Below are 20,522 nucleotides of genomic sequence, written 5' to 3'. Positions count from 1 at the left end.
ATTTAAACCATTGGCTTGTCGATTCGTTAGTTGTGCAAAAAAACTAAAGAATCGTCAAGCCATAAACTGTTAGCAATAAAAGTAACACTATGAAAACAGAAAATTTTGAAACCATTTGTAAAGACGGAACACAACTCAATGGTACTTTATTCATACCAGATAATCCTAAAGCGGTAGTGCAGTTTAATTGTGGAACTGGTACTTCAGAAAAAATTTATCTGTCATTTTTGACTTACTTAGCTGAAAACGGCTATTTGTGCTGCCTTTGGAATTATCGAGGAACCAAAAAAACGGATAATCTCAAAAACAGCAATATTAAATTTTCAGATTATGGAACAAAAGATATGCCTGCCATAAAAGCATATTTAGACAATAGATTTCCAAATTTGCCCTTCCTCTTTATTGGACACAGTGCTGGCGGACAGCAAATTGGTTTCGTTAATGATTTGGCTAATGTAATAGGAAACATTAATATTGCTGTTTCATCAGGTTATTATCCCAATATGCCTTTTGGGTACAGGATGAAAGCGTATTTTTTCTTCTATATTTTTTCGCCAATCAGTGCTTTACTTACTGGTTTTGTAAAGGCTAAACCATATGGATTAATGGAAAATCTCCCTAAAAAAGTAGTGTCTGAATGGCGTGATTGGTTAGAAAAGCAAGATTATTTCTTCGACAAAAACTTTTACGGTAAAACAGTTCCAACAGGAAATTTCAAGAATTTCAAGTTTCCTATACACGTTTATTATGCAACAGACGATACGATTTCGAATGCAAAAAATACAAATGCTTTTTGGAGGAATGTAAAGAGTGAAAAAGAAATAAGTTTTACTGAACTAACGCCCGGTGAGTTTGGACTGAAAAAGATTGACCATTTTGGATATTTTAGAAAAACGATGAAAGACAAACTTTGGACAGATGTGGTCACACGATTAGATAATTTATTACTATTACAAAAAGAAAATAACAAACATTTTTAATTAAATCAATAATATACCAATTAATAGGGGGCTCAATAGGGTTTAAAACATCATATAAGCTACTTTAAGTCACCAAAAAAAGTCAAAATTGGAATTAAGTGTTCAGTTGTGATCCCTGACATCCCACCAAAAAACTCCTTAAGAAATTAAGGAGTTTTTTTATGTCTATACCTCACTTAAAAAAACAAATTGCGACAGCGGAGTCAAAGAACAAATTCAAGCTCTACTTCATAAATTATAAAGGATTGTTTCTATATTCGCATTAAATAATATCATACTCTTATTGAGGTATGATATAGATCCAAGATATTTTTAGGTTTAACTAACGCTAAAAATATCAAACAAATTTAAATAGTAATAAACATTAGAAGCAAAAGAAATGCGTATCATTTTTGGTTGGAGTGAGTTTAAAATAAAAAAATACACAAGCGTTGAAATTGGAATTAAAGAATCTGTGTTACCAAAAACAGAGATTCAATTAATACAAAAATATTTTCATTTATTCTTTATTCCCTTTTTTTCAACTGGTAAAATTTGGAATTATAACTCTAATGGTTACTGGCTAAAATTACATCCTGAACAAGAAGCTCATATAGCACCAGAATATAAGCATCAATTTGCGCCATGGTATGCTTTTTCGGGAATTTTATTATTACTATTAATTGGAATTAGTTTCTCAATTTATGATATGACAAACAAGATCAGTCAACATAATTCTGATGAACGTGATTTAGAAATAACTAAAGACAAGTTAACGAAACAAATAAATCATCTAAATGAGCATTTTTATATTGGTTTGGAAAACAGAAGTGACGGAAGTACAGTTTCTACCCTTTTTTTAAAAATTGAAAAGATAAAAAATCAAAAGATTATTTGCTCGATAATAGAACCTATTAATACTTATGAACCTGCACCGCTTTATATAGATTCTTTGTATAATAATAGCAAAGACAATTTTGATACAATTTCAATTACTAAACAAACCCTATTGAAATCTATTCCACTGAAAAATAATGAAAAATACAATACCCCTATTTCCGGTATTTTAATAAAGGGAAAAAACTATTCAATAACTGATGTAAAAGAACATGACAAACCTTTATTGATAATAGGTAATCGTAGAAGTAGAGATACAGAAGGAAATTTTATGTTTTCATTTATTAATCAATTAGACTCAGGAGCTTTAATAGGAATCGAAAATGACAAATCAACTAAATTAAACTGGAAAATAACATTCCCTTTTGCTATTCCTGCAGGTTGTATGACAAATGATCTAAATGATTTAAAAAGTATTTTTGAGTTATATGGAACTGGTTATAAAGCAAATCAACCTTTTCAATTTGTATTAAAATGTATTGATAAAAAAAACAAAAAAATCAATTTCTTAGTAAAAGGTAACGATTCGGAACATACCATTGAAGAGGTATACTAGATATTTTCTATTTATCAGGGAATATTCAAGCTCAAATTCAACAATTTTACATTTTAGAATCCCACAAAAATATTCTTCAAAAAACCAATTTTCCTTAAACCTTGCAGAAAATGATCCGTAATTTTTTTTTTGTATTGACTACCAAAAAACTCCTTAAGAAATTAAGGAATTTTTTTATGCTTATATTTTTAATAGTGCTTAGCTAATTAAAATGGATCAGATGTAAAAGTTGGCGTTTTGGTAAAAAAATAAATCAGGTCTGTCTAATGGTGTAAGCAAGATCTCTCGCTTACACAACAGTTATTCCAGAAAAAACTCTTTGATCCTCAAGAAGTTACATCAATTTAAGTTGTCAATCTTAATAAAATAACATTTGGATTGTTTTCGATTATATCTTCCATTTTTTTAAAATTTAATTTTTGAAGAAGTTTAGTAGAGCTTTGATTATCTTTATGTGTATGTGCGTCTATCATTTTTAATCCATGCGTATTAATTGTGTATTCTAAAACCTTTCTGATCGCTTCAATCATAACTCCTTGACCGTGAAATTCAGTAAGGAGTTCATATCCAATTTCACATTTCTTTAAATCGACTAAAAAGTCAAATAGACAAATTGTACCAATTAATTTATCCTCGCCAGTCTTTGTAATTGCCCAATAAAAAAGCTCATCACTTTCATTTGAAATTATACTATTGATAAAACTTAAGGCATCATCTAATGTTTTGCTTAGTTTCCTATCAAGAAATTTATTTATTTCTGCATCCGAACGCAATAGCAGTATTTCTTCGGAATCCTTTTTTGAAAGTTTCCGAAGTGTAAACCTCTCGGTAATCAATATTGGAAAAGTTCGCAAATTCCTGTTCATTTTTTTTAAATATAGTTTTACACCTGACAACTAACTAGGTTATACTTACCACAAAATGACATCAATATAAGAGCTTATTATTAATCTTGTTTATATTTATTACTTACGTATTTCTCCAGAATTTTATTAAATCTCGGATCTTCTCCAAAAGCATTGTTTGTTGGTAATCCAAATCTAATCTTAAAATCATTTTGTGGATAAGTATAGACTCTATCACAGCCAAAAGAAGAAAACATGTTCCAAAACCAAAATCCGTAAACTCTTTTATTATTTAAAACCATTACAACAGGAAGTCCACTAAGCTCAATTTTGATTTTCTTTAATTTTTGTTTTCCTGAATAGTTAAGTATGATTTGTTGATTTTTCCAATAAAAATTTTCGAAATCATTTTCATCTAAAATCGGATTTTCATCTAATTCAACGGTGTTTACATCAAAGCAATAGTTGCAGTTTTTAGATGAGTTTTTAAAACCTTCTTTTACACAATATATTTTAATTCCTAGTTTATTTGACTCCAATCCATATCCTGTTATACTAAATGACAAGAATATTACAATTAAATATTTCATCTTACTAATGGTTTATTTAGCTAATAATATATATCGCAAATAAAAAAATCTGTCGATACATAAATCAACTAAATATAGATAATCTCTTCAAACCTTCCAAAAAATGATTCGTAAACAGACTCATAAGGACCACAAAAATATAATGGTATTGAATGTTAATTTTTCTATAGCTTTAAAATCAACCGTTATATAAACTTTTGTGAGTTGATTTACTAACGCAAAACCTACGATGCAAATGAATACTACTTAAGCAATTGCACAATATTGAGTTTATAGATTTTGCCAATTAGATATCTTGGTAATTTGTAATACCTATTTGGTTGCCTTCGATACTTTTGATATGTTTCGGAGTAACTGCAAAAGATTTGTGAACTTGTATAAATTCATCTTTTGGCAACTGATCCAAAAAGGCAGATAACCTCTAGCGAATTGTAATTATTTCGGTGGTAATTACAATTTTGATATAATTTTCTGTTGCTTCAATATAAAGTATGTTTTCAACTTCCAAAGCAAATTCATTAAGAGCAGTAGTTACAATTCCTAAAGACGGTATAGATCCGCATTTGATGAATTACAAAACAAATTTAGACGAAGTAAATCAAATTGTTCGCAGCGATTGTTTGCAATCCTTAGGCCTATACTTTTGAGGACATAGGCTCGATTAGAAACCTTAATACTCCATAAAAAAACACCTGTAAATAAAACATTTACAGGTGTCTAATTAAATATACTTGACCAATACTCTATACCAATTATTTAGAACTAATCATTTTTTCGTTTTCTATTATCTCAATAGCTTTTTCCAAAACTTCATCCCTGCCTTCTTTAATTCCTTTTATGCTTGGTTCTATTTTAACATCTACCTTAACGCCAATTCTTTGGGTTTCAGCCCCATCAGGATAGTATATACCGGTCCCGGAAATTCCAGCTTCATAACCTCCTATAAATTCAATAGGAGTCATTTGCCCGTCTGCACCCCAGGTCTGACTTCCTACAGTTGTTACATTATTTGCTGCCTGCAAACACATCGTTACGTATTCTCCCCTACTTCCCGTTTCTTGGTTCACAAGCAGTACAATTTTTCCTTTATAAAAGTCTTTATTTGTTCTACCACATTTTTTTGGGTCTTCCCAAATAAACTTTCCGGGATAAGACAAATCAGGTATTGTTGTCTTAAGGAAATCCCGTTCTTCCGGGTTTAAACGTCTTGCAATAAGATACAAAATATGATTCGGATAGTTTCTGATATCAAAAATAATTCCTTTTGTTCCTGCTAATTTATCCATCATAACATCTACATCATTTCCTTTTAAAGCGTCCATATTTACATATCCGATATTATTTTTGATAATCTTATACTTTTCAGTTTTTTTCTTTTCCCATTTATAAATTTCATCAATTTTATATCTGCTTATAGTTCTGGTGCTAACAGCTCCATCTCGGTTTATTTCAAAATTTACAGAACTTGTATTTCCACTAGTCAGCGTATAATAAACATTATCCTCTTTGGCTTTTTTATTAGAACCTGGGATATATTTATTTCTTGTTTCTAAAATCTCATCTGGCGTTTTACCATCAATTTTCTCTATTATATCTCCAATTCTCAAATCATTCAGTGCCGCTAAAGAATCATTCAAAAAACCTGTAACAATCGCCTTGTTTTCTACAATTGATAATTCATAAGGAATTAAATTAGAACCAAAATATTCTATCGTTTGTATTGTTCGAAATGCACTATGACTGTCATCAACTTTGACACTCGTTTCCAACATTGCCAAATTATACTCAAACTCATTTTTCGCCTCTTGGAATTTGGGAATCATTTCTGTTAAAACATCGTTCCAATTCTGATCCGTAAGATATTTGTATGGAAAGAAATACTCAACGGTATTCCAATATTTAAACAATCCAACTAATCTGTAATTCGGGTCCGGAAACTCAAAATGATCATACTTGACTTCATTCCGAATTTTTATATTTTTAGTACTCGTAGTTGTAACATAATAATTTGTGCCCTGAAATCTATTCTCTTCAATATACTTTAACTTTTTTGAGAGATCTGTTGTAAATAAATTAGCGTCCTGAGTCCACGAAAGGTCAAAATTCTTATCAAAACGCTCTTTTTTGCTCACAGAACTGCAAGATTTACAGACTTTAACGACGCCTAAATTTTCAATCCAGTCCAGATAGACTTTAGACAATTCTTCTTTAGTGTTCGCTTTTTCAACTTTTGGTAAAATCAGTAGTAATTGATCGTCCCAATTGTATTTTCCCTTGGCGACATTGGGATGATAATATTTTAGAAATCCCCAAACCTTACATAAACTGGATAGTTTCTCGGTTTTGTTTATTTCGCTAGAGTAACCTATTTGAATAGAAATTATAAAAAGCAGTAGTATTTTTTTTGTCATTTTTTTGGTTTTATATAGTTTTTCTAATGTTCATGTTAGTAAAATCCGGCAAACTGGACTTTTCATACAATTTATCTAATTCATGGTTTAACTTCTTTCTAAAAATTCTGAATAACCATCGTTCCGTTTCTGAATTCATGTTTTTACTTGATTTAGTTTAATAGATTATTTTAAATTACAACTGAACCAAGATAATTATTGAACGTAAGCTATTTCTTAATATTTATGTTAATTAGGATAATTTTACCAAAACCTACTTTAATCCTACTTTCTGTTTTCCTTTCCTCAACTAAAGAAACATAACTTCTTCATTTTTAAAACTCTACTGTTCGACCAAATAACTAAGTCATCGATAATTCCGTCATTTTGTGTTTTATACCAATAATGATTAGTAACCATAAAGTATGTCAACGGCAAAATTCTTTAAAAAAACAAAAGACAAATCCGAAGTAAAAAAAAATACTACTTTAGTCTTTCCTAAACACTAACAATCCAATCACCATCATTCATACAATTTAAAAAGAACATTACCGGCTTTGAAAAAAAACTCTTAAGACTTTAAAAGATTGAAACGAAAAACTAACTACAACGCAGACCTTATAAAATGAATCGAGCTTTATTGTTATTTCTATTTCTGGTTTCAATTACTGTACAAAGTCAAAAAACAGTAAACGGCTTGGAAGCTTCTGTCACTAAAGCACGCGAGATCATGCATGAAAAACAGATTACTGATTATGTAGTATTGACCAATAGTCGCTATGCTAACGTTACGACTTATTATGAAGATTCTGAAGGAAAGAGAGAAAAGGAAGAGACTTACTTGACCAATATGTTTGAGGCTTACCTCTTTTGGAAGGAAAATTCTAAGTGTTATCTACAACTAACAGATATGAATTTTACCTATCAGCCTTTGCTACTTGATCAATGCGGTTTCTTAAAACTGGATGCTAAAACTATCGATCAAATCTCAAAAGAAGAAGTACTTCCGATCGTAATCCTAGAAAATGGAGCAAAGACCTATCTGGATATCCCAAATCATTTTCAGACCCAATTTTATTTTAGCAATGGAAATTCAAAGGAGTTTCCCGCTTTTTATTTGTCTGAACCCGAAAAGAGAAACTCAAATAACACTAAAAACAGCAAACTTCAGATCACTAAATTATACAAAACCTGCGAAAAAATAATACGCGACAATTCGGATCTACTGCATAGAAATAAATAAAAAAATTAACTAATCTAAAACAACCATAGAGAACGCTATTATGCAAAAATTACAAATCACATTAATTCTGTTTATTTTCACTCAATTAAATTTTGCACAAAAATTAGAGATCATAAACAATCAGGCTATTTTATTTTCTTTAAAGGAGAAAAAAGACACGATTAATTTTATTGTAATTGACACAAAATTGGAAGAGAAAAAACCAATCTTTTTATTCTGTCAGGGTTCTTTACCAATCCCTTTGTTTATTAAACCTGAAAAAGAAGAGATGTGGATGTACGGTGGCGGTATAACTAATTTTGACTTTGCTGAAATAAAAAAACACTACCATCTTATCGTAATTTCAATGCCGGAGACTCCGGTAATTGCTAACGAAAAAGACCTCAATTCCTCTTTTAGTTATGTTCCGGATCCAAGTGAGCCGCGAGCCCTCTCCCTCGCCTATGAACAAGCGGACTATTTAGAAAATTACGAAAGCAGAGCCAATAAAGTGATTCATTTTTTGCAGCAACAGAAATGGGTAGACCATTCAAAACTTATCGTTGCAGGGCATTCCCAAGGTTCTAAAGTGGCAACACTAATTGCCTTAAACAATAAAAAGGTTACCCACTTAGGTTTGTTCAGCACAAATCCATTTGGCAGAATTGACCAGCTCCTGCGAGAAGAAAGAAAAGCAGCCGAAAGTAAAGCAATCACTTGGGAAACAGCAGATAAAAACATGGAAGAAACCTACCAGATGTATCGGGATGCATACACACCGGATAGTGTGAAGGTAAAACCCTATTTGCTGGCTTGGAAATCTTTCTCAAGACCCTTGGTAAACGATTGGTTAAAAATAAAAATCCCTACTTATCTGGCATACGGAACAAATGATACCACAGCAGATTTATGTGATTTGGTTCCTTTGTTTTACATTCAAAATTCAAAAAACAACTTAACCTATAAAAGATATTTAGGCTTAGACCATAATTTTTATGAAAGAAAAGAAAACGGACAACCGGATTACGATAAAGAACATTGGCCCGAGGTTATGACTAATTTTGTAAAATGGACTTTAAAATAAGCACCTAAAACCACTAATTATGAGTCGTTTGTAACTACTCGTACGTTTTCAATAAATACTCGTACCAATTTCACTAACAGAAATTGGTACGAGTATTTTCTTTCGGTCGCCTAACGAATATTTCTAAAGCACCTTTGCCTTCAGTTACTAACAACACAAAAATCTAGAAATCATGAAAAAAAGAAACTTACTTATTTTTTTACTACTACCTTTATTCTGTTTAGCACAAACTTCATTGAAAATAAAAAACGAAAAAGAGACAACCTTTCCTCTAAAGTCCCTGATTGATAGTACAGCAAATAAAATGGTCGAAAAACCACTCATTAATGCGGTATCAATCGGAATGGTATACCAAGGCCAAGAATTTATTGGACATTACGGTGAACTAGAAAAAGGCAAATCAAATTTACCTACTAATCAAACTATTTATGAAATTGGCTCTTTGAGTAAAACCTTCACAGGAACATTAGTAGCAAAAGCAGTTTTAGATAAAAAAATAAACCTTGATGATCCTGTTCAGAACTATTTAGCTGAAGATTATCCAAATTTAAGTTTTAACGGTTCTCCTGTTCGTGTAAAGGATTTATTAACGCACACAAGTGGTTTACCCAATATGATCCCATTGGAATTGACCGCAATCATAAAAGACTTTACCAATATAGACACACCAAAAAAGATGAATGATATTCTGGTAAACTATACTCAAAAAGATTTTTTAAGAGACTTACATACCATTAAAATTGACACTATTCCGGGATTTAACTTTTCTTATTCAAGTGCAGGAATTGAACTTTTGGCTCTTATTCTTGAAAAAACATACAACAAAAAATTCGATGTACTGTTAAAAGAATACTATTCTAAAAACGCTGAGATGAAACCTGTCCAACTCGTTCTATCGAAAAAAGAAGAAAAAAACCTTGCCGTTGGTTACCATTGTGATTATCCTTCTATAACTCTTCCGAATCAGAAATTACCATGGGGTGCTGCTGCAAACGTAAAAATAACAGTTCCCGAAATGATAAAATACATTAAATACCAATTAAAAAACAATGTCGATGTAGCAGAATCTCACAGAGGATTGGTAAAAGTCAATGAAAAATTTAGCGCAGGCTACTGCTGGAGAGTGCTAAAAGACGAAAAAATGGGAGAAATCTACATGCATCACGGAGGAGTTCCACGATCACAATGTTTCATTTACATACTCCCAAAATACAATATGGGTGTATTTATTGTAACCAACCAAAGTGGCGAAAATACACCAAAAGACATGAAAGAAGTATTAAACACCATATTTGAAAAAATACAGAATAAGAATCTCCTATAGACAATGACTCGTAAGATTATCAAAAACTCCTTAATTTCTTGAGGAGTTTTTTTTACGCTTTTATTTTTCCTCTCATTTTTAAACTATTATAAAAATGATCCCTTCAAAAAGCAATTCCTTTTCACACAAAACAAGAATAACATTACTTTTAAAATTAGGAATAGCTATAAATTGACACAAGGTTTTTCAGACAAATAATAAAATAAGCAAATAAATATTGAAAACAATTACTAAAAAAGCGATCAAGACATTTCTAGCTACTAATTATTTACAATTCAAGCCGACCCATCAGAAGCTTTCTCTTCCTATAATAAATAGAATTTATAAGAAAATGGCAAATGGAATAAAGTTTGACAATATAAAAACATGTGATCACTTAATAATTGACGGACATCATCGATATGTAAGTTCATTAATTGCAAAAGTTGAAATTAAAAACTCAAAATATCCAAAAACATTAGCAACGATCGAACATGAATGGGAAACAGTTGTTTTTACCGAAACTGAATGGGATACAGAATATAAAATACAACAATTCAACAAGATAGACGCTAAACTCAACAACATGACGATCGAAAGAATAATTGAAATAATTAAATAAAACAGTAACTTTGCACTTATGTTAATTTTATTAGACATAGATGGCGTTATGGTTCCTGCTAACTCCTGGAAGAGACCTGAATTTTTAAGCGACGGTTTTCCTGCATTTAGTCATAGGGCAACTCAGGCACTTCAGAGAATCATTTCTGAAACAAGTGCTGATATTGTATTGACTACTTCTCACAAATCTAATTATTCAGTAGAAGAATGGAAAAATATCTTTGCCATAAGAAAACTAAAAACCAACAAAATTACTCGTCTTACTGAAAACACAAATTATTCGAGCCGGAAAGAGGAGATCTTAAATTGGTTTAACAGCAATACTGTCTTTGAAGATTTTATTATTATTGATGATGATAAATCGCTGAACTCTTTGCCGGAATTTTTAAAAATGAATTTAATTCAAACGAGTGCTACTGTTGGATTAACAGACGAAATAGCTAGTGAAGCATTAGCATTACAAGAAAAAAAACACATTCATTTACATAATTCAACAGTCTAAAAGTCAAGTTTCGGATTTTTTATAAATTGAATACCAAAAACTCCTTAATTTCTTGAGGAGTTTTTTGGTACTTTATCAAAAGTTATATTTCGTAGCACAATATCTAAACCCAATAAATAGAACTCTTTTTTCAGTTTTACTTAATAGCTTCTAATTTTTGAACCATTTCTTTTGCCGATTCTAAATTTGGGTTTAATTCCAGCGCTTTTTTATACGATTTTAACGCATTTTCTTTGTCCTTATTTATAGAATACGCTTCGCCTAAGCTGTCCCAGGTATTTTCATTTGTTGGAAATAACTTTGTGTTTTCCTTAAATACAATTATAGCATCATCAAAAGATTTTTCGCTTAAAAGAACATAACCAATTTTATTTAAAATACCATTTTTACTTCCTGTAACAGTTTTATTGACCGCATCGATGTAAGCATATACAAAAGCATCTTTTTCCATTGTTTTAATATCGGGTTGCACACCTTTCCCCTCCCAATTCGTTTTTGTTACCGGGTGAATTGCTTTGATGTAGGGAACAGAAATCGTAAACCCATCACTTAAGTTAATTCTTTTGGCACGATTGGCACCACCTTCTGTGATTTCACCAACAACAGTGGCTTTACCTAAATGTTTTAGCGTATAAGTAAAGGCCTCTGCAGCAGAAAATGTATGTGCACTAGTTAGAATATAAACCGGTTTGTTTATAGTTCTTTTTCCTTTAACGGTTGCAAACGTATACAATTGCGTTTTGGTATCGGTCTTGCGTTCGTAGAAATCGCTCAATAAAACCGGAGTTTCGTCAAAAAAATAACTCGCTAACAATTGCATCATACTGGGAACGCCACCGCCGTTATTTCTCAAATCAATAATAATCGCATTGGTATTACTTAAAAAATTCATTGCCGCAGTAGCCGTTTCTTCTGCGTATTTTATATCTGCAAACTGAAGTAAATTTAAATAACCAATATTTCCTTCGAGTATTTTGGCATCCTTAAAACCATAATTAGTTTCTGCCATTTTCAAAGCTATCATTTTTTCTCTTTTTTGCTGCTCTTCCTCTGTAATCTCCGGTTTATTCTGAGCACTACGCTGTGGTTCAAACCGAACCAGAAGATGCAAATCATTACTGACACTTTGCAGATCTTTTGTTACCGCTTTAGAAAATTCGGCAGGACTTGTAATCTCCTTGTACTTGTTCGATTTTGAATTTTTCTCCAATTCAATTATCATCTTTTTTGATAATTCTAAATCAACATAAGATTCCTTTATATTGGTTTTTATCCCTGATAGAATAGCGTCTTTCTGTTTTGTACTTAAAACATTTTTAAGGTCCTGTGCAGTGCTATTTTGCGTCATTGCAAATGATAGAATTAAAAACACGATTTTAAAATAATTTTTCATAATACTTTTGTTTAATTGATATAATTTCCCGCAAACATAAGAGGGAACCAAAAGCGTATAAAACATTTTTCACCAACACATCAGTACTCGCCACATACAATTGTTTTATACACTTAAATCGGTTTGAAGTTGAAAAAAACACTGTTTATGCTGTTTTTTAATGTGTTCATGCAAATTGTACCAGAAAAAAAGCAATAATACTTACTTTTGAAACATGATAAAATTTCTAAAAAAATATAAAGCATTCCTTTACGGATTGTTAATTCATCGAATTATCGTTGTTGCTTTGTTGTATTTTAAGCTTATCCATATTGAGAATTCAGAAGTATTGACAAACACATTGAGTTTTGTTTTTAGTTGGTTGTTAATCTCACTGCCTATTTATTATTTTTCGTTTCTAAAACAAAATAGAACAACCTATTTAAAGCTGTTCGCATTGCTTCTTCTTTTTTTCATTATCATAATCAATGACCTGAATTCCAAAATAGCCGATAACCCAATTACTTTTGTTGGATTCGTAATCATAGGGCTGAGTTTTTTTTCGATACTGGCGCCGCTATATTTTAAAAAACATGCCCTACTTACCATCGTATTCTATATTTTGGCTTTAGGTTATTTCTATTATATAAGGATTTATGCCGAGGACACAAGCAGCTATCTGCAACAAGAAAAAGAAATTAAAATTATCTTAACCATTCCCTTTTTTGCGTTGACTTTAAATTGGTTCTATCAGCAATGGAAATGGCTAAAAACCTTGGAATCAAAGAAATCTAAAGCCGAATTATCGCTATTAAAAAGCCAGATTAATCCACACTTCTTTTTCAATACTTTAAATAATTTATATGGCTTAGTTGTTGAAAAATCAGATGACGCACCAAGTGTTGTTTTAAAATTATCCGACATAATGCGCTATACCATTTATATGGGGAAAGAGGATTTTGTGCCACTACAGGACGAAATTGAATATTTAAAAAGTTATATTGATTTACATAAAATACGATATCAAAAAAAAGTCGACATTCAATTTAATTGTTCACAAGAGAAAAAGGGTCAAATTGCTCCATTGCTGTTGATCATTCCTTTGGAAAATGCATTTAAACATGGTGTAGAAAGCTTAACAGAAAATGCCTATATTCATGTTGATTTAAAAATGACCAACGGTACTATTTATTTTGAGATCGAAAATAATTTTGAAAGAATAGAATCTAATAAAAATAGGGGCATTGGATTAGAAAACTTAAAACAACGTTTAGAATTGTTGTATCCGCACAAACACAAAATGCAAATTGAAGTTAAAGGCACGATTTACAAACTATCTCTAATAATAAAAACGACATGATTCATTATTTAATTATAGATGACGAACCTATAGCACATCGTATTATTGAAAACTTTTGCAACAATTTACCGCATTTGGAAAAAGTAGGGAATTGTTATAATGCCTTTGAAGCCATGCCGTTTTTAAATCAAAATACGGTCGACTTACTCTTTTTGGATATAAACATGCCCAAATTATCCGGTTTTGATTTTTTGAAAACACTGGTTAATCCACCAAAAATAATAGTTACCACCGCTTACAAAGAGTTTGCCTTAGAAGGTTACGAACTTAACATTTCTGATTATTTACTAAAACCTTTTAGCTTTGAACGTTTTGTAAAAGCAATTAATAAAACAATTAATACTATAGAAGACAAGAATACTAAATCCGTACTACATACACCCGAAACGAAGTCCGATACTGCAACTGGATTTTTCATAAAAGGCAATAAAAAACATCACCAAATTCATTTTGAAGACATACTATTTATTGAAGCGTACGGACATTATTCTAAAATCTATCTAAAGGAAGAGATGATTATAAGTCCTCAAAAAATATCCACTCTGGAAGAACTTCTTGTCGGATTCAACTTTATTCGAACCCATAAATCTTTTATTGTTGCTAAAAACAAAATCAAACAAATTGAAGGAAACCGAATTTTAATTAATCAATACAAAATCCCCATTGGACAAACTTACAAGGCAACTATCAATACGTTTTTCTAAACAGGAATTACATCCTGCTTTAAATCAATTTGATTCAGAATAGTACGATTTCATCAATCTTGCAACAATTAGTAACCCCACTTTTCAAAGCATTTCAAGTGCATAAAATATCTAAAAAAGCCATCACACAAAATACAAACCATGAATAAGATATTGCTATTATTTTGCTTTTTTTCTCTCCTTTCGTGTGAAAAGACAAAGACAGAAAAACATCCAAAGATTATTGTTTTGCAGCCTTTGGGAAACTTCCAAGTAGGTTCGGCTAATGAGGTACTCGAAAAAATCCGAAAAATCAATCCAAACGTGGTACTTAGAAAGTCGATAGACTTCCCTTCAGGTTCTTATTACCAGCCCAGAAACAGATTTCGTGCCGACAGTATTATTAAAAATTTAAAGACAAAAGTTGGCAAAGATTCCGTTATTGTCGGACTATCTCATAAAGACATCAGTACAACAAAAGACAACCATCAGGATTGGGGTGTTATGGGATTAGGTTATCATCCCGGAAGTGCTTGCGTTGTTTCCGATTTCAGATTATCGGATAAAAATAAAAAAGAACAATTCTATAAAGTCGTTTTACACGAGTTAGGTCATACCGAAGGCCTACCACATTGTAAGGTCAAAACTTGCCTCATGAGAGACGCCGAGGGAGGAAATCCAATCGATCAGGAAAAAGACTTTTGTAAAAACTGCAGTGCTTTTCTAAAAGCTAAAAACTGGGATTTACGCTAAAGCAACAATTCCAACCAAAATAGTATCATTGAGGCCTATAAAAGCAAAACACCACTAAAACTTAGATACAACAACTCAAAACATTAAATTGCATAACTTTACTTTTCTAATGAATCTAAAACTTTAAAAATGGAAACTAAAATGATATGGGCAAATTTAGCCTCAGACAATTTAAAAGTAACATATGAGTTCTATATCAAACTAGGATTTGAATCAAACAACAAACATAGTTCCGATGAAAATGCAAGTTTCAATTTCGGTAAAAACAAATTCATCATTAATTTCTTCAAAAAATCAAAACTAGAAACGGATATAAATGGAGCAATCGGAAATTGGAAAGCTCAAAGTGAAGTTATATTTTCGCTTTCTGCTAACACCAAAGAAGAAGTAGACCAATGGGCTGAAAAAGTTCGAAAAGCCGGCGGAACAATTTTCTCAGAACCACAAAACTACGAACAAGGTTATACCTTCTGCTTTTCAGATCCTGATGGCCATAAGTTTAATGTTTTATATTGGCCGGGCATGTAGCAACAAATGCCTTCCAGTTCTCTTAATCCCCTCCACAACCACCGCAAGAGCTTCCACAGGAACTTCCGCACGAAGAACTGCATGATCCCGAACTACTCGAATTATTAGTCCAAGAAACATTCGAATCATAATTTGTTATAGGTACAAACGAGCTTGCCAGAATCACATTTCCATAAAGGAAATAATTCCACTCCCAACTAGTTTCATTTTTATTGCTTTCCCGCACTTCTGCTATAAAATGCGAAGGTATAATTTTAGTAAACATTAAATTTAGTACCCTGTCTAAGTAGTAAGAAGTGATCACAACTATGGCAATAATTGCTAACAATAAAAAAACAACAGGTTTATCTCTCCATACTCCCGAGATGAATCTACTAAAAAGAATACTTAATAATGATCCTAAAACAATCATCGATAAAATCATCACCGATATAAATTCTTTTGAGCTGCTAATTCTTTCCCTGATTCTATAGACACCTTTTCGCAATTGCTCAAAAATTGGCTTTTGCATGGCTGATATACACAAAAACTTATAGGACATGGTATCATACTCTTTCATGATTTCGATGATACAATTCTCGTATGCATTATCAACAACATCTTCATCGATTAATTGTAATCTGTCATTCGTTAAAATTATAACTTTTTTATTCTTTATTAAATTGTTTACCACACCATGAACTACAGCTTCCAATTTGTTTTCTTTAAAAAAGACCAATTCAAAAGCGGTGAGATTTCTTAAAATTGAATTTGATTTAATATTCTCGTACAACGAAATTAAGCTCCTTCTGATATAAAATTCCAAAAAGAGAATAATCAATCCGAAAGACAAAATATAAAATAGTAAAAAATGGGGATTCTGGATTTGTATTAAAACTGGAAAAATAATCCAGCAAATTGGGAAAGCAAGAAATATAGAATACCACAAAAACATTTTTCTGAGCTTCGAAATCTCATATTTGCTTTTGTCGAAGTTTAAAGAATCTAATTCATTTTCATAATACCAAATCTCTCTAGGCTGGGTTCCAAAAAGATTTTCATACAATTTTGTAGTTCTCTCTTTTGCGATTTTAAATTTTTCAAAATCAATTCGGTTATGAGTAGACGGAATATGTTCAATCCTTTTATCTAGCAGTCTACATAAATCCGAATAAGAATTAGTAAAAATCAAGTGTTGATGCCAAACAATATCCACAATTTCCGAAGGTGAAACCATTTCATTATTGGTTGCCGCCAGGAACATAAACTTTTTGTACTCCAGTATAGCACTCTGTGTAAAATATAACGTCCAATGATTCTCAAGCGCTAATCGTGTCGAAAACCCATATTGACCAGTTGGATGATCAAAGTCAAATTCCAAAACTTTCTCCCAAAGTATTGTATCCATAAAGAATAACCTGTTTTTTTATTCTGTTAGTTTAGCTGCTGCTACTAAAATGAAATTATAAATTTACCACCTGCAAAAATTAAAACCATAAAAAATGTAATTAATCATTCCTTTGGCATAAGGATATCCCCCGGACTTAATGTATAGCTCAGTCTCGGATAAACAAAATTCAAAATGCTATTTTCTTGTCCTCTTAATTTAAAAAATTCTGTTTTTTGATTTTCATCCGCTAACTCCAATAATTCTCCATCAGAAAACCGAGGCACACCATTCTCAAACTGTACGAACGTTTTTGATTTTCGAAATGTAATACCCAGCCACTTATTATCTGACTTCTTAGCTGTCGATTCCAATATAATCTTATGTAAAAACCTTGCATTCGTTGACAATGAAAATAAAACAACAGAATTATGTGTTAATGGAATAGAAAATTCTTCATCCGTTATCTTGTCTTTGATTTTAAGCTGTCTTAAATTTTCTTCCAATAATCCATCCGGATTTTCATAACAAGTAAAAAGACCTATATAAGAGTCCAACTCCAAATCCAAACATTGATCTGAATGATATTTCATCGTAGCATAACTAGTATCATACACTTCAATTAATGCATTATTGAATGCTAATTGTGGTAATTGCCCCATATCACTTACATGAATTGTATCGTTTAAACGTTCTATTAACTCATGGTGAATAGACGAAAAATTATGTGCCGGAATAGTATACGTTGTAGTAGTCCGAACAATTGGTATACCTTTTTCTGCTACATTAACTAAATGATTCCCTATTCTTCCTTTGGCAGTATCTTCAAAATCAACAGAATTAAATAACCCTTTAAAAAGGTTACTCTCCAAAGACAATGTAATTCTATAAAAATCAGAATTAATCTTCATTTCAATACAAGTTTCGTTTAATACAATGGTTTTTCATAATCACCTGAATTCATACTGAAGTGAATTTTTCCATATTCGACTTTTTTTTCCGTCATATTTTCTTCATAATAGGTATTTCTCAAATTGACCATCGTTTCTGGAGTCATTTGCTCTAATTCAATCAATTGATCATTTTCTTTAATATAAGTTTGACCATCCATGTGCAAAGCCTCTAAATTTGAGCAACGTACGACATACCCCATCCTGATTGGAATTTGATCTACATTTAACACAGACGGTTTAATTTCGTGAGTATACAACCTATTAGTTGAAAGTGGTATTAAAAATGCTGAATTAGGATATAGTGTTACACTAAACTCTTTCACTAAAGAAACATCATTAACAGTATTTTTTAACTTAAATTGAAGCCTAGTTAGTCCACTTAAATTCTTATAACACCAATCATACTTATCCTTTTCCGATGGTTTTAATTTATCAAAATTAGATTTATCATAAAAAGTACAAAACGCTATAATACCCTCACTGGGCATATCTTTCGTTTTATCAGAATGCGCTTTTATTTTAGACTTAACGTCTTTTGAGCTTTCGTCTGTTTTTATCTTGTTTTCATAGATTTGCGCTAATACATGATTTAAATTGATTTCTTGTTCAAAAGTATATTTAACGGCATCATTCAATATATTGATTATACGATAATCAGCATTGCGAAAATTATCTGTTGGTCCGCTAAAATTACTGGAACACCTTAAAAGTCGATAATGCAATATTTCCTTTTCATCAGCAATCACTTCTTTTAAAACTTCAGTTAAATAAATTCCTTTTCTTAAAGCTGCTGATCCTTTATTAGACTCCGTTAAATTCTGAAAGAAATGTTCTGATTTAATTCTATCAAAATAATCATGATCGTTAAAGATTTCCCTAAAATAAACACCTGCATCATTGATAAGAATTGGAACCGTCCCAAGCCCTATTATTTGAATATTGTTATTTTTACAATGTTCGTAATTAATAGATAGTTCTCTTATAATGTATAAAGTAGCACTATCGTTGTTAAGTCGATCTATATCCCCACATACGTAAATTCTACTGTCCCCTTGAGGCAACATAATTTCAGATAAATCCTTTACTACTGTTCCGCAAAAATTTTCCGTCAAATAATGAACTTCCGGATTCATCTCTTCCGTTTTCTGCAAAACAATAAGAATGTTTTTGCCTTTTATAATTTTATTATCCATCTGTAGTCCAATTCTTTTTATGTAAATTTTGATATGTTTTCCGCTCCTTTTATTCCTCCTTAGTTAATCGATCTAACTCTTTAAGTAAAGTTGGAATTCGGAATTCACCGTGCATGCTTTCAATTTTTTGAAAGGCATATTCAAGTTCAAGACCGATAGCAGAAATATATAAAGGTTTTTTACTTTCCCCTCTCCATAAACCCATTTTGTGTTCCTCAACAGTGGCAAAATTAGTTTTAGCAACACCAATAACCGGAATTACTTTATTCAGTTTTTCGTACAAATGTGCTCCTAGACCAAATTTCTTTTCATCGTCCAGATACACAAAACTATCAACAACAATGGCTTCAATATCATTCAATCCAATTTTGGTCAATAAACTTACAATACAAGGAAGCTCTCTTCTGTAAAATGCTCCGGGAATGTATTCTTCTACATTTTCAATTATTTCAGAATGAATAGTAAAGTTTTTATTTTCATCCCATTTTTCAAATTCAAGACAAACTGTTTTTGCTTTTCCATCAAAATAATAAGTATCAAAAGCTAGAATCATAAGGTTAATTTTTTTATTCGAAAAGTAATCTAAAAAAAAATACTATTTAACATATAACATAGATTTATAACATTTTATTTAAAAAACTTTCTCTTACTAAAAAACGAAATTTTAGTAACCCCAAAATAATACATCCCCAAATAATATTATATAACTTCTTAACTTAAATCATATCTGAGTAACAAATCAAGTTATAATGTTATAAAGCCTTCTCCTCTGTCTAGATTAACCAATCAAGTCCAAGAAGTGCGGGGAAGTAAAAATTATAACCATACGAGCAATATAAATACTTTAAAGTGATAGCATGTAAACTTACATTGCATTTAGAGTTTAAAAGCTTTAAACGTGGAAAGTAATCAATAAAAAATTTCGCTTATCTAAAGAATGTGAATTCATCTTTACTTTTTCTGATTTTTAACTTCGCAACTCTGCGAGATTTACATAACATGTAGACTTATTTCTTTTAAGTCAAGGAATACAAAGTAAATCTAAACTAGAGAACTTACATCAATTATAGTTTTTTAACCACAAAGTTCGCAAGAGGTTTACGCAAGGGTCCCGAAGATAAAACTAAACTGAACTTACATCACTTATATGGTTTAAAAAAGCCAACAACCAAAAGTTATATAAAACAAAAAACCCTATCCGATTTGGATAGGGTTTTTAAAAGAAAGGCGACGACATACTCTCCCACATAACTGCAGTACCATCTGCGCAGGCGGGCTTAACTACTCTGTTCGGGATGGGAAGAGGTGAGCCCCGCCGCAATAACCACCTTAAGGTCGTTGTTAC

General features: G+C 31.2%; 21 protein-coding genes and 1 rRNA gene. 12 read left to right on the top strand and 10 right to left on the bottom strand.

Annotation, left to right across the window (positions count from 1 at the left end; genetic code table 11):
• Nucleotides 1-89: 89 nt before the first annotated feature.
• On the top strand, nt 90-980 hold the full coding sequence (locus tag ACHRV3_RS22545; RefSeq protein WP_395436237.1) for an alpha/beta fold hydrolase: 891 nt from the start codon (nt 90-92) through the stop codon (nt 978-980).
• A 379-nt stretch (nt 981-1,359) separates the two neighbouring features.
• On the top strand, nt 1,360-2,412 hold the full coding sequence (locus ACHRV3_RS22540) for a hypothetical protein (RefSeq protein WP_395436236.1): 1,053 nt from the start codon (nt 1,360-1,362) through the stop codon (nt 2,410-2,412).
• A gap of 344 nt (nt 2,413-2,756) precedes the next feature.
• On the opposite strand, the gene ACHRV3_RS22535 is transcribed toward ACHRV3_RS22540, so the two are convergent.
• The 3 genes from ACHRV3_RS22535 to ACHRV3_RS22525 all read right to left on the bottom strand — a co-directional run bounded on the left by ACHRV3_RS22535 (nt 2,757) and on the right by ACHRV3_RS22525 (nt 4,253).
• Nucleotides 2,757-3,278: a GNAT family N-acetyltransferase gene (locus ACHRV3_RS22535; RefSeq protein WP_395436235.1), complete on the bottom strand. Its 522-nt coding sequence runs from the start codon at nt 3,276-3,278 to the stop codon at nt 2,757-2,759.
• An 80-nt stretch (nt 3,279-3,358) separates the two neighbouring features.
• Nucleotides 3,359-3,847 carry a hypothetical protein gene (locus ACHRV3_RS22530; protein ID WP_395436234.1) on the bottom strand — a complete coding sequence of 163 codons (489 nt, stop codon included), beginning with the start codon at nt 3,845-3,847 and terminating at the stop codon, nt 3,359-3,361.
• Between the two features lie 286 nt (nt 3,848-4,133).
• A complete protein-coding gene (locus ACHRV3_RS22525) occupies nt 4,134-4,253 on the bottom strand; it encodes a LytTR family transcriptional regulator DNA-binding domain-containing protein (protein WP_395436233.1) in 120 nt (39 codons plus the stop codon).
• Nucleotides 4,254-4,338: 85 nt separating this feature from the next.
• Between ACHRV3_RS22525 and ACHRV3_RS22520 the strand changes: the two genes are divergently transcribed.
• Nucleotides 4,339-4,494: a hypothetical protein gene (locus tag ACHRV3_RS22520; protein ID WP_230003508.1), complete on the top strand. Its 156-nt coding sequence runs from the start codon at nt 4,339-4,341 to the stop codon at nt 4,492-4,494.
• 105 nt (nt 4,495-4,599) lie between these two features.
• Here ACHRV3_RS22520 and ACHRV3_RS22515 read toward each other — a convergent pair whose 3' ends face one another.
• The gene (locus tag ACHRV3_RS22515; protein ID WP_395436232.1) at nt 4,600-6,258 is read right to left on the bottom strand and encodes a S41 family peptidase; all 1,659 of its coding nucleotides are present in this window, start codon (nt 6,256-6,258) and stop codon (nt 4,600-4,602) included.
• A gap of 604 nt (nt 6,259-6,862) precedes the next feature.
• On the opposite strand from ACHRV3_RS22515, the gene ACHRV3_RS22510 reads away from it, so the two are divergent.
• The 5 genes from ACHRV3_RS22510 (at nt 6,863) to ACHRV3_RS22490 (ending at nt 10,969) form a co-directional block, all read left to right on the top strand.
• Entirely contained in the window at nt 6,863-7,480 is a 618-nt protein-coding gene (locus ACHRV3_RS22510) for a hypothetical protein (RefSeq protein ID WP_395436231.1), read from the top strand.
• Nucleotides 7,481-7,520: 40 nt separating this feature from the next.
• Entirely contained in the window at nt 7,521-8,543 is a 1,023-nt protein-coding gene (locus tag ACHRV3_RS22505; RefSeq protein ID WP_230003516.1) for a hypothetical protein, read from the top strand.
• Between the two features lie 172 nt (nt 8,544-8,715).
• Nucleotides 8,716-9,867, top strand: a complete 1,152-nt coding sequence (locus tag ACHRV3_RS22500) for a serine hydrolase domain-containing protein (RefSeq protein WP_395436230.1) — start codon at nt 8,716-8,718, stop codon at nt 9,865-9,867.
• Between the two features lie 331 nt (nt 9,868-10,198).
• The gene (locus tag ACHRV3_RS22495; protein WP_395427775.1) at nt 10,199-10,468 is read left to right on the top strand and encodes a hypothetical protein; all 270 of its coding nucleotides are present in this window, start codon (nt 10,199-10,201) and stop codon (nt 10,466-10,468) included.
• Between the two features lie 18 nt (nt 10,469-10,486).
• Nucleotides 10,487-10,969: an HAD domain-containing protein gene (locus ACHRV3_RS22490; protein WP_395436229.1), complete on the top strand. Its 483-nt coding sequence runs from the start codon at nt 10,487-10,489 to the stop codon at nt 10,967-10,969.
• A 136-nt stretch (nt 10,970-11,105) separates the two neighbouring features.
• Here the strand turns inward: ACHRV3_RS22490 and ACHRV3_RS22485 are convergent, their stop codons facing one another.
• Nucleotides 11,106-12,362: a S41 family peptidase gene (locus tag ACHRV3_RS22485; RefSeq protein ID WP_395436228.1), complete on the bottom strand. Its 1,257-nt coding sequence runs from the start codon at nt 12,360-12,362 to the stop codon at nt 11,106-11,108.
• 214 nt (nt 12,363-12,576) lie between these two features.
• On the opposite strand from ACHRV3_RS22485, the gene ACHRV3_RS22480 reads away from it, so the two are divergent.
• The 4 genes from ACHRV3_RS22480 (at nt 12,577) to ACHRV3_RS22465 (ending at nt 15,665) form a co-directional block, all read left to right on the top strand.
• Nucleotides 12,577-13,701: a sensor histidine kinase gene (locus tag ACHRV3_RS22480; protein WP_395436227.1), complete on the top strand. Its 1,125-nt coding sequence runs from the start codon at nt 12,577-12,579 to the stop codon at nt 13,699-13,701.
• Nucleotides 13,698-14,405, top strand: a complete 708-nt coding sequence (locus ACHRV3_RS22475) for a LytR/AlgR family response regulator transcription factor (protein WP_395436226.1) — start codon at nt 13,698-13,700, stop codon at nt 14,403-14,405. The genes ACHRV3_RS22480 and ACHRV3_RS22475 overlap by 4 nt, the downstream gene beginning before the upstream one ends.
• A gap of 141 nt (nt 14,406-14,546) precedes the next feature.
• Complete coding sequence (locus tag ACHRV3_RS22470; protein ID WP_395436225.1) at nt 14,547-15,137, top strand: Zn-dependent protease; 591 nt, start codon at nt 14,547-14,549, stop codon at nt 15,135-15,137.
• Nucleotides 15,138-15,266: 129 nt separating this feature from the next.
• Nucleotides 15,267-15,665, top strand: a complete 399-nt coding sequence (locus ACHRV3_RS22465; RefSeq protein WP_395436224.1) for a VOC family protein — start codon at nt 15,267-15,269, stop codon at nt 15,663-15,665.
• A 22-nt stretch (nt 15,666-15,687) separates the two neighbouring features.
• Here ACHRV3_RS22465 and ACHRV3_RS22460 read toward each other — a convergent pair whose 3' ends face one another.
• The 5 genes from ACHRV3_RS22460 to rrf all read right to left on the bottom strand — a co-directional run bounded on the left by ACHRV3_RS22460 (nt 15,688) and on the right by rrf (nt 20,509).
• Nucleotides 15,688-17,052, bottom strand: a complete 1,365-nt coding sequence (locus ACHRV3_RS22460) for a hypothetical protein (RefSeq protein ID WP_395436223.1) — start codon at nt 17,050-17,052, stop codon at nt 15,688-15,690.
• Nucleotides 17,053-17,156: 104 nt separating this feature from the next.
• The gene (locus ACHRV3_RS22455; protein WP_395436222.1) at nt 17,157-17,942 is read right to left on the bottom strand and encodes an alpha-ketoglutarate-dependent dioxygenase AlkB; all 786 of its coding nucleotides are present in this window, start codon (nt 17,940-17,942) and stop codon (nt 17,157-17,159) included.
• 17 nt (nt 17,943-17,959) lie between these two features.
• Nucleotides 17,960-19,177, bottom strand: a complete 1,218-nt coding sequence (locus tag ACHRV3_RS22450; RefSeq protein WP_395436221.1) for a hypothetical protein — start codon at nt 19,175-19,177, stop codon at nt 17,960-17,962.
• 49 nt (nt 19,178-19,226) lie between these two features.
• Entirely contained in the window at nt 19,227-19,730 is a 504-nt protein-coding gene (locus ACHRV3_RS22445) for an endonuclease V (RefSeq protein WP_395436220.1), read from the bottom strand.
• A 669-nt stretch (nt 19,731-20,399) separates the two neighbouring features.
• A 5S ribosomal RNA gene (rrf, locus tag ACHRV3_RS22440) occupies nt 20,400-20,509 on the bottom strand.
• Nucleotides 20,510-20,522 lie beyond the last annotated feature (13 nt).

Origin of the sequence: Flavobacterium sp. FlaQc-49 (assembly GCF_044005985.1) — a bacterium.
GTDB lineage: Bacteria > Bacteroidota > Bacteroidia > Flavobacteriales > Flavobacteriaceae > Flavobacterium > Flavobacterium cupriresistens.
This window is presented reverse-complemented; position numbering and strand designations above follow the sequence as displayed.

Coding starts and splice junctions, on each gene's coding strand:
- ACHRV3_RS22545 (WP_395436237.1), top strand. CDS start 90: ATGAAAACAGAAAATTTTGAAACCATTTGTAAAGACGGAACACAACTC.
- ACHRV3_RS22540 (WP_395436236.1), top strand. CDS start 1,360: ATGCGTATCATTTTTGGTTGGAGTGAGTTTAAAATAAAAAAATACACA.
- ACHRV3_RS22535 (WP_395436235.1), bottom strand. CDS start 3,278: ATGAACAGGAATTTGCGAACTTTTCCAATATTGATTACCGAGAGGTTT.
- ACHRV3_RS22530 (WP_395436234.1), bottom strand. CDS start 3,847: ATGAAATATTTAATTGTAATATTCTTGTCATTTAGTATAACAGGATAT.
- ACHRV3_RS22520 (WP_230003508.1), top strand. CDS start 4,339: ATGTTTTCAACTTCCAAAGCAAATTCATTAAGAGCAGTAGTTACAATT.
- ACHRV3_RS22515 (WP_395436232.1), bottom strand. CDS start 6,258: ATGACAAAAAAAATACTACTGCTTTTTATAATTTCTATTCAAATAGGT.
- ACHRV3_RS22510 (WP_395436231.1), top strand. CDS start 6,863: ATGAATCGAGCTTTATTGTTATTTCTATTTCTGGTTTCAATTACTGTA.
- ACHRV3_RS22505 (WP_230003516.1), top strand. CDS start 7,521: ATGCAAAAATTACAAATCACATTAATTCTGTTTATTTTCACTCAATTA.
- ACHRV3_RS22500 (WP_395436230.1), top strand. CDS start 8,716: ATGAAAAAAAGAAACTTACTTATTTTTTTACTACTACCTTTATTCTGT.
- ACHRV3_RS22495 (WP_395427775.1), top strand. CDS start 10,199: ATGGCAAATGGAATAAAGTTTGACAATATAAAAACATGTGATCACTTA.
- ACHRV3_RS22490 (WP_395436229.1), top strand. CDS start 10,487: ATGTTAATTTTATTAGACATAGATGGCGTTATGGTTCCTGCTAACTCC.
- ACHRV3_RS22485 (WP_395436228.1), bottom strand. CDS start 12,362: ATGAAAAATTATTTTAAAATCGTGTTTTTAATTCTATCATTTGCAATG.
- ACHRV3_RS22480 (WP_395436227.1), top strand. CDS start 12,577: ATGATAAAATTTCTAAAAAAATATAAAGCATTCCTTTACGGATTGTTA.
- ACHRV3_RS22475 (WP_395436226.1), top strand. CDS start 13,698: ATGATTCATTATTTAATTATAGATGACGAACCTATAGCACATCGTATT.
- ACHRV3_RS22470 (WP_395436225.1), top strand. CDS start 14,547: ATGAATAAGATATTGCTATTATTTTGCTTTTTTTCTCTCCTTTCGTGT.
- ACHRV3_RS22465 (WP_395436224.1), top strand. CDS start 15,267: ATGGAAACTAAAATGATATGGGCAAATTTAGCCTCAGACAATTTAAAA.
- ACHRV3_RS22460 (WP_395436223.1), bottom strand. CDS start 17,052: ATGGATACAATACTTTGGGAGAAAGTTTTGGAATTTGACTTTGATCAT.
- ACHRV3_RS22455 (WP_395436222.1), bottom strand. CDS start 17,942: ATGAAGATTAATTCTGATTTTTATAGAATTACATTGTCTTTGGAGAGT.
- ACHRV3_RS22450 (WP_395436221.1), bottom strand. CDS start 19,177: ATGGATAATAAAATTATAAAAGGCAAAAACATTCTTATTGTTTTGCAG.
- ACHRV3_RS22445 (WP_395436220.1), bottom strand. CDS start 19,730: ATGATTCTAGCTTTTGATACTTATTATTTTGATGGAAAAGCAAAAACA.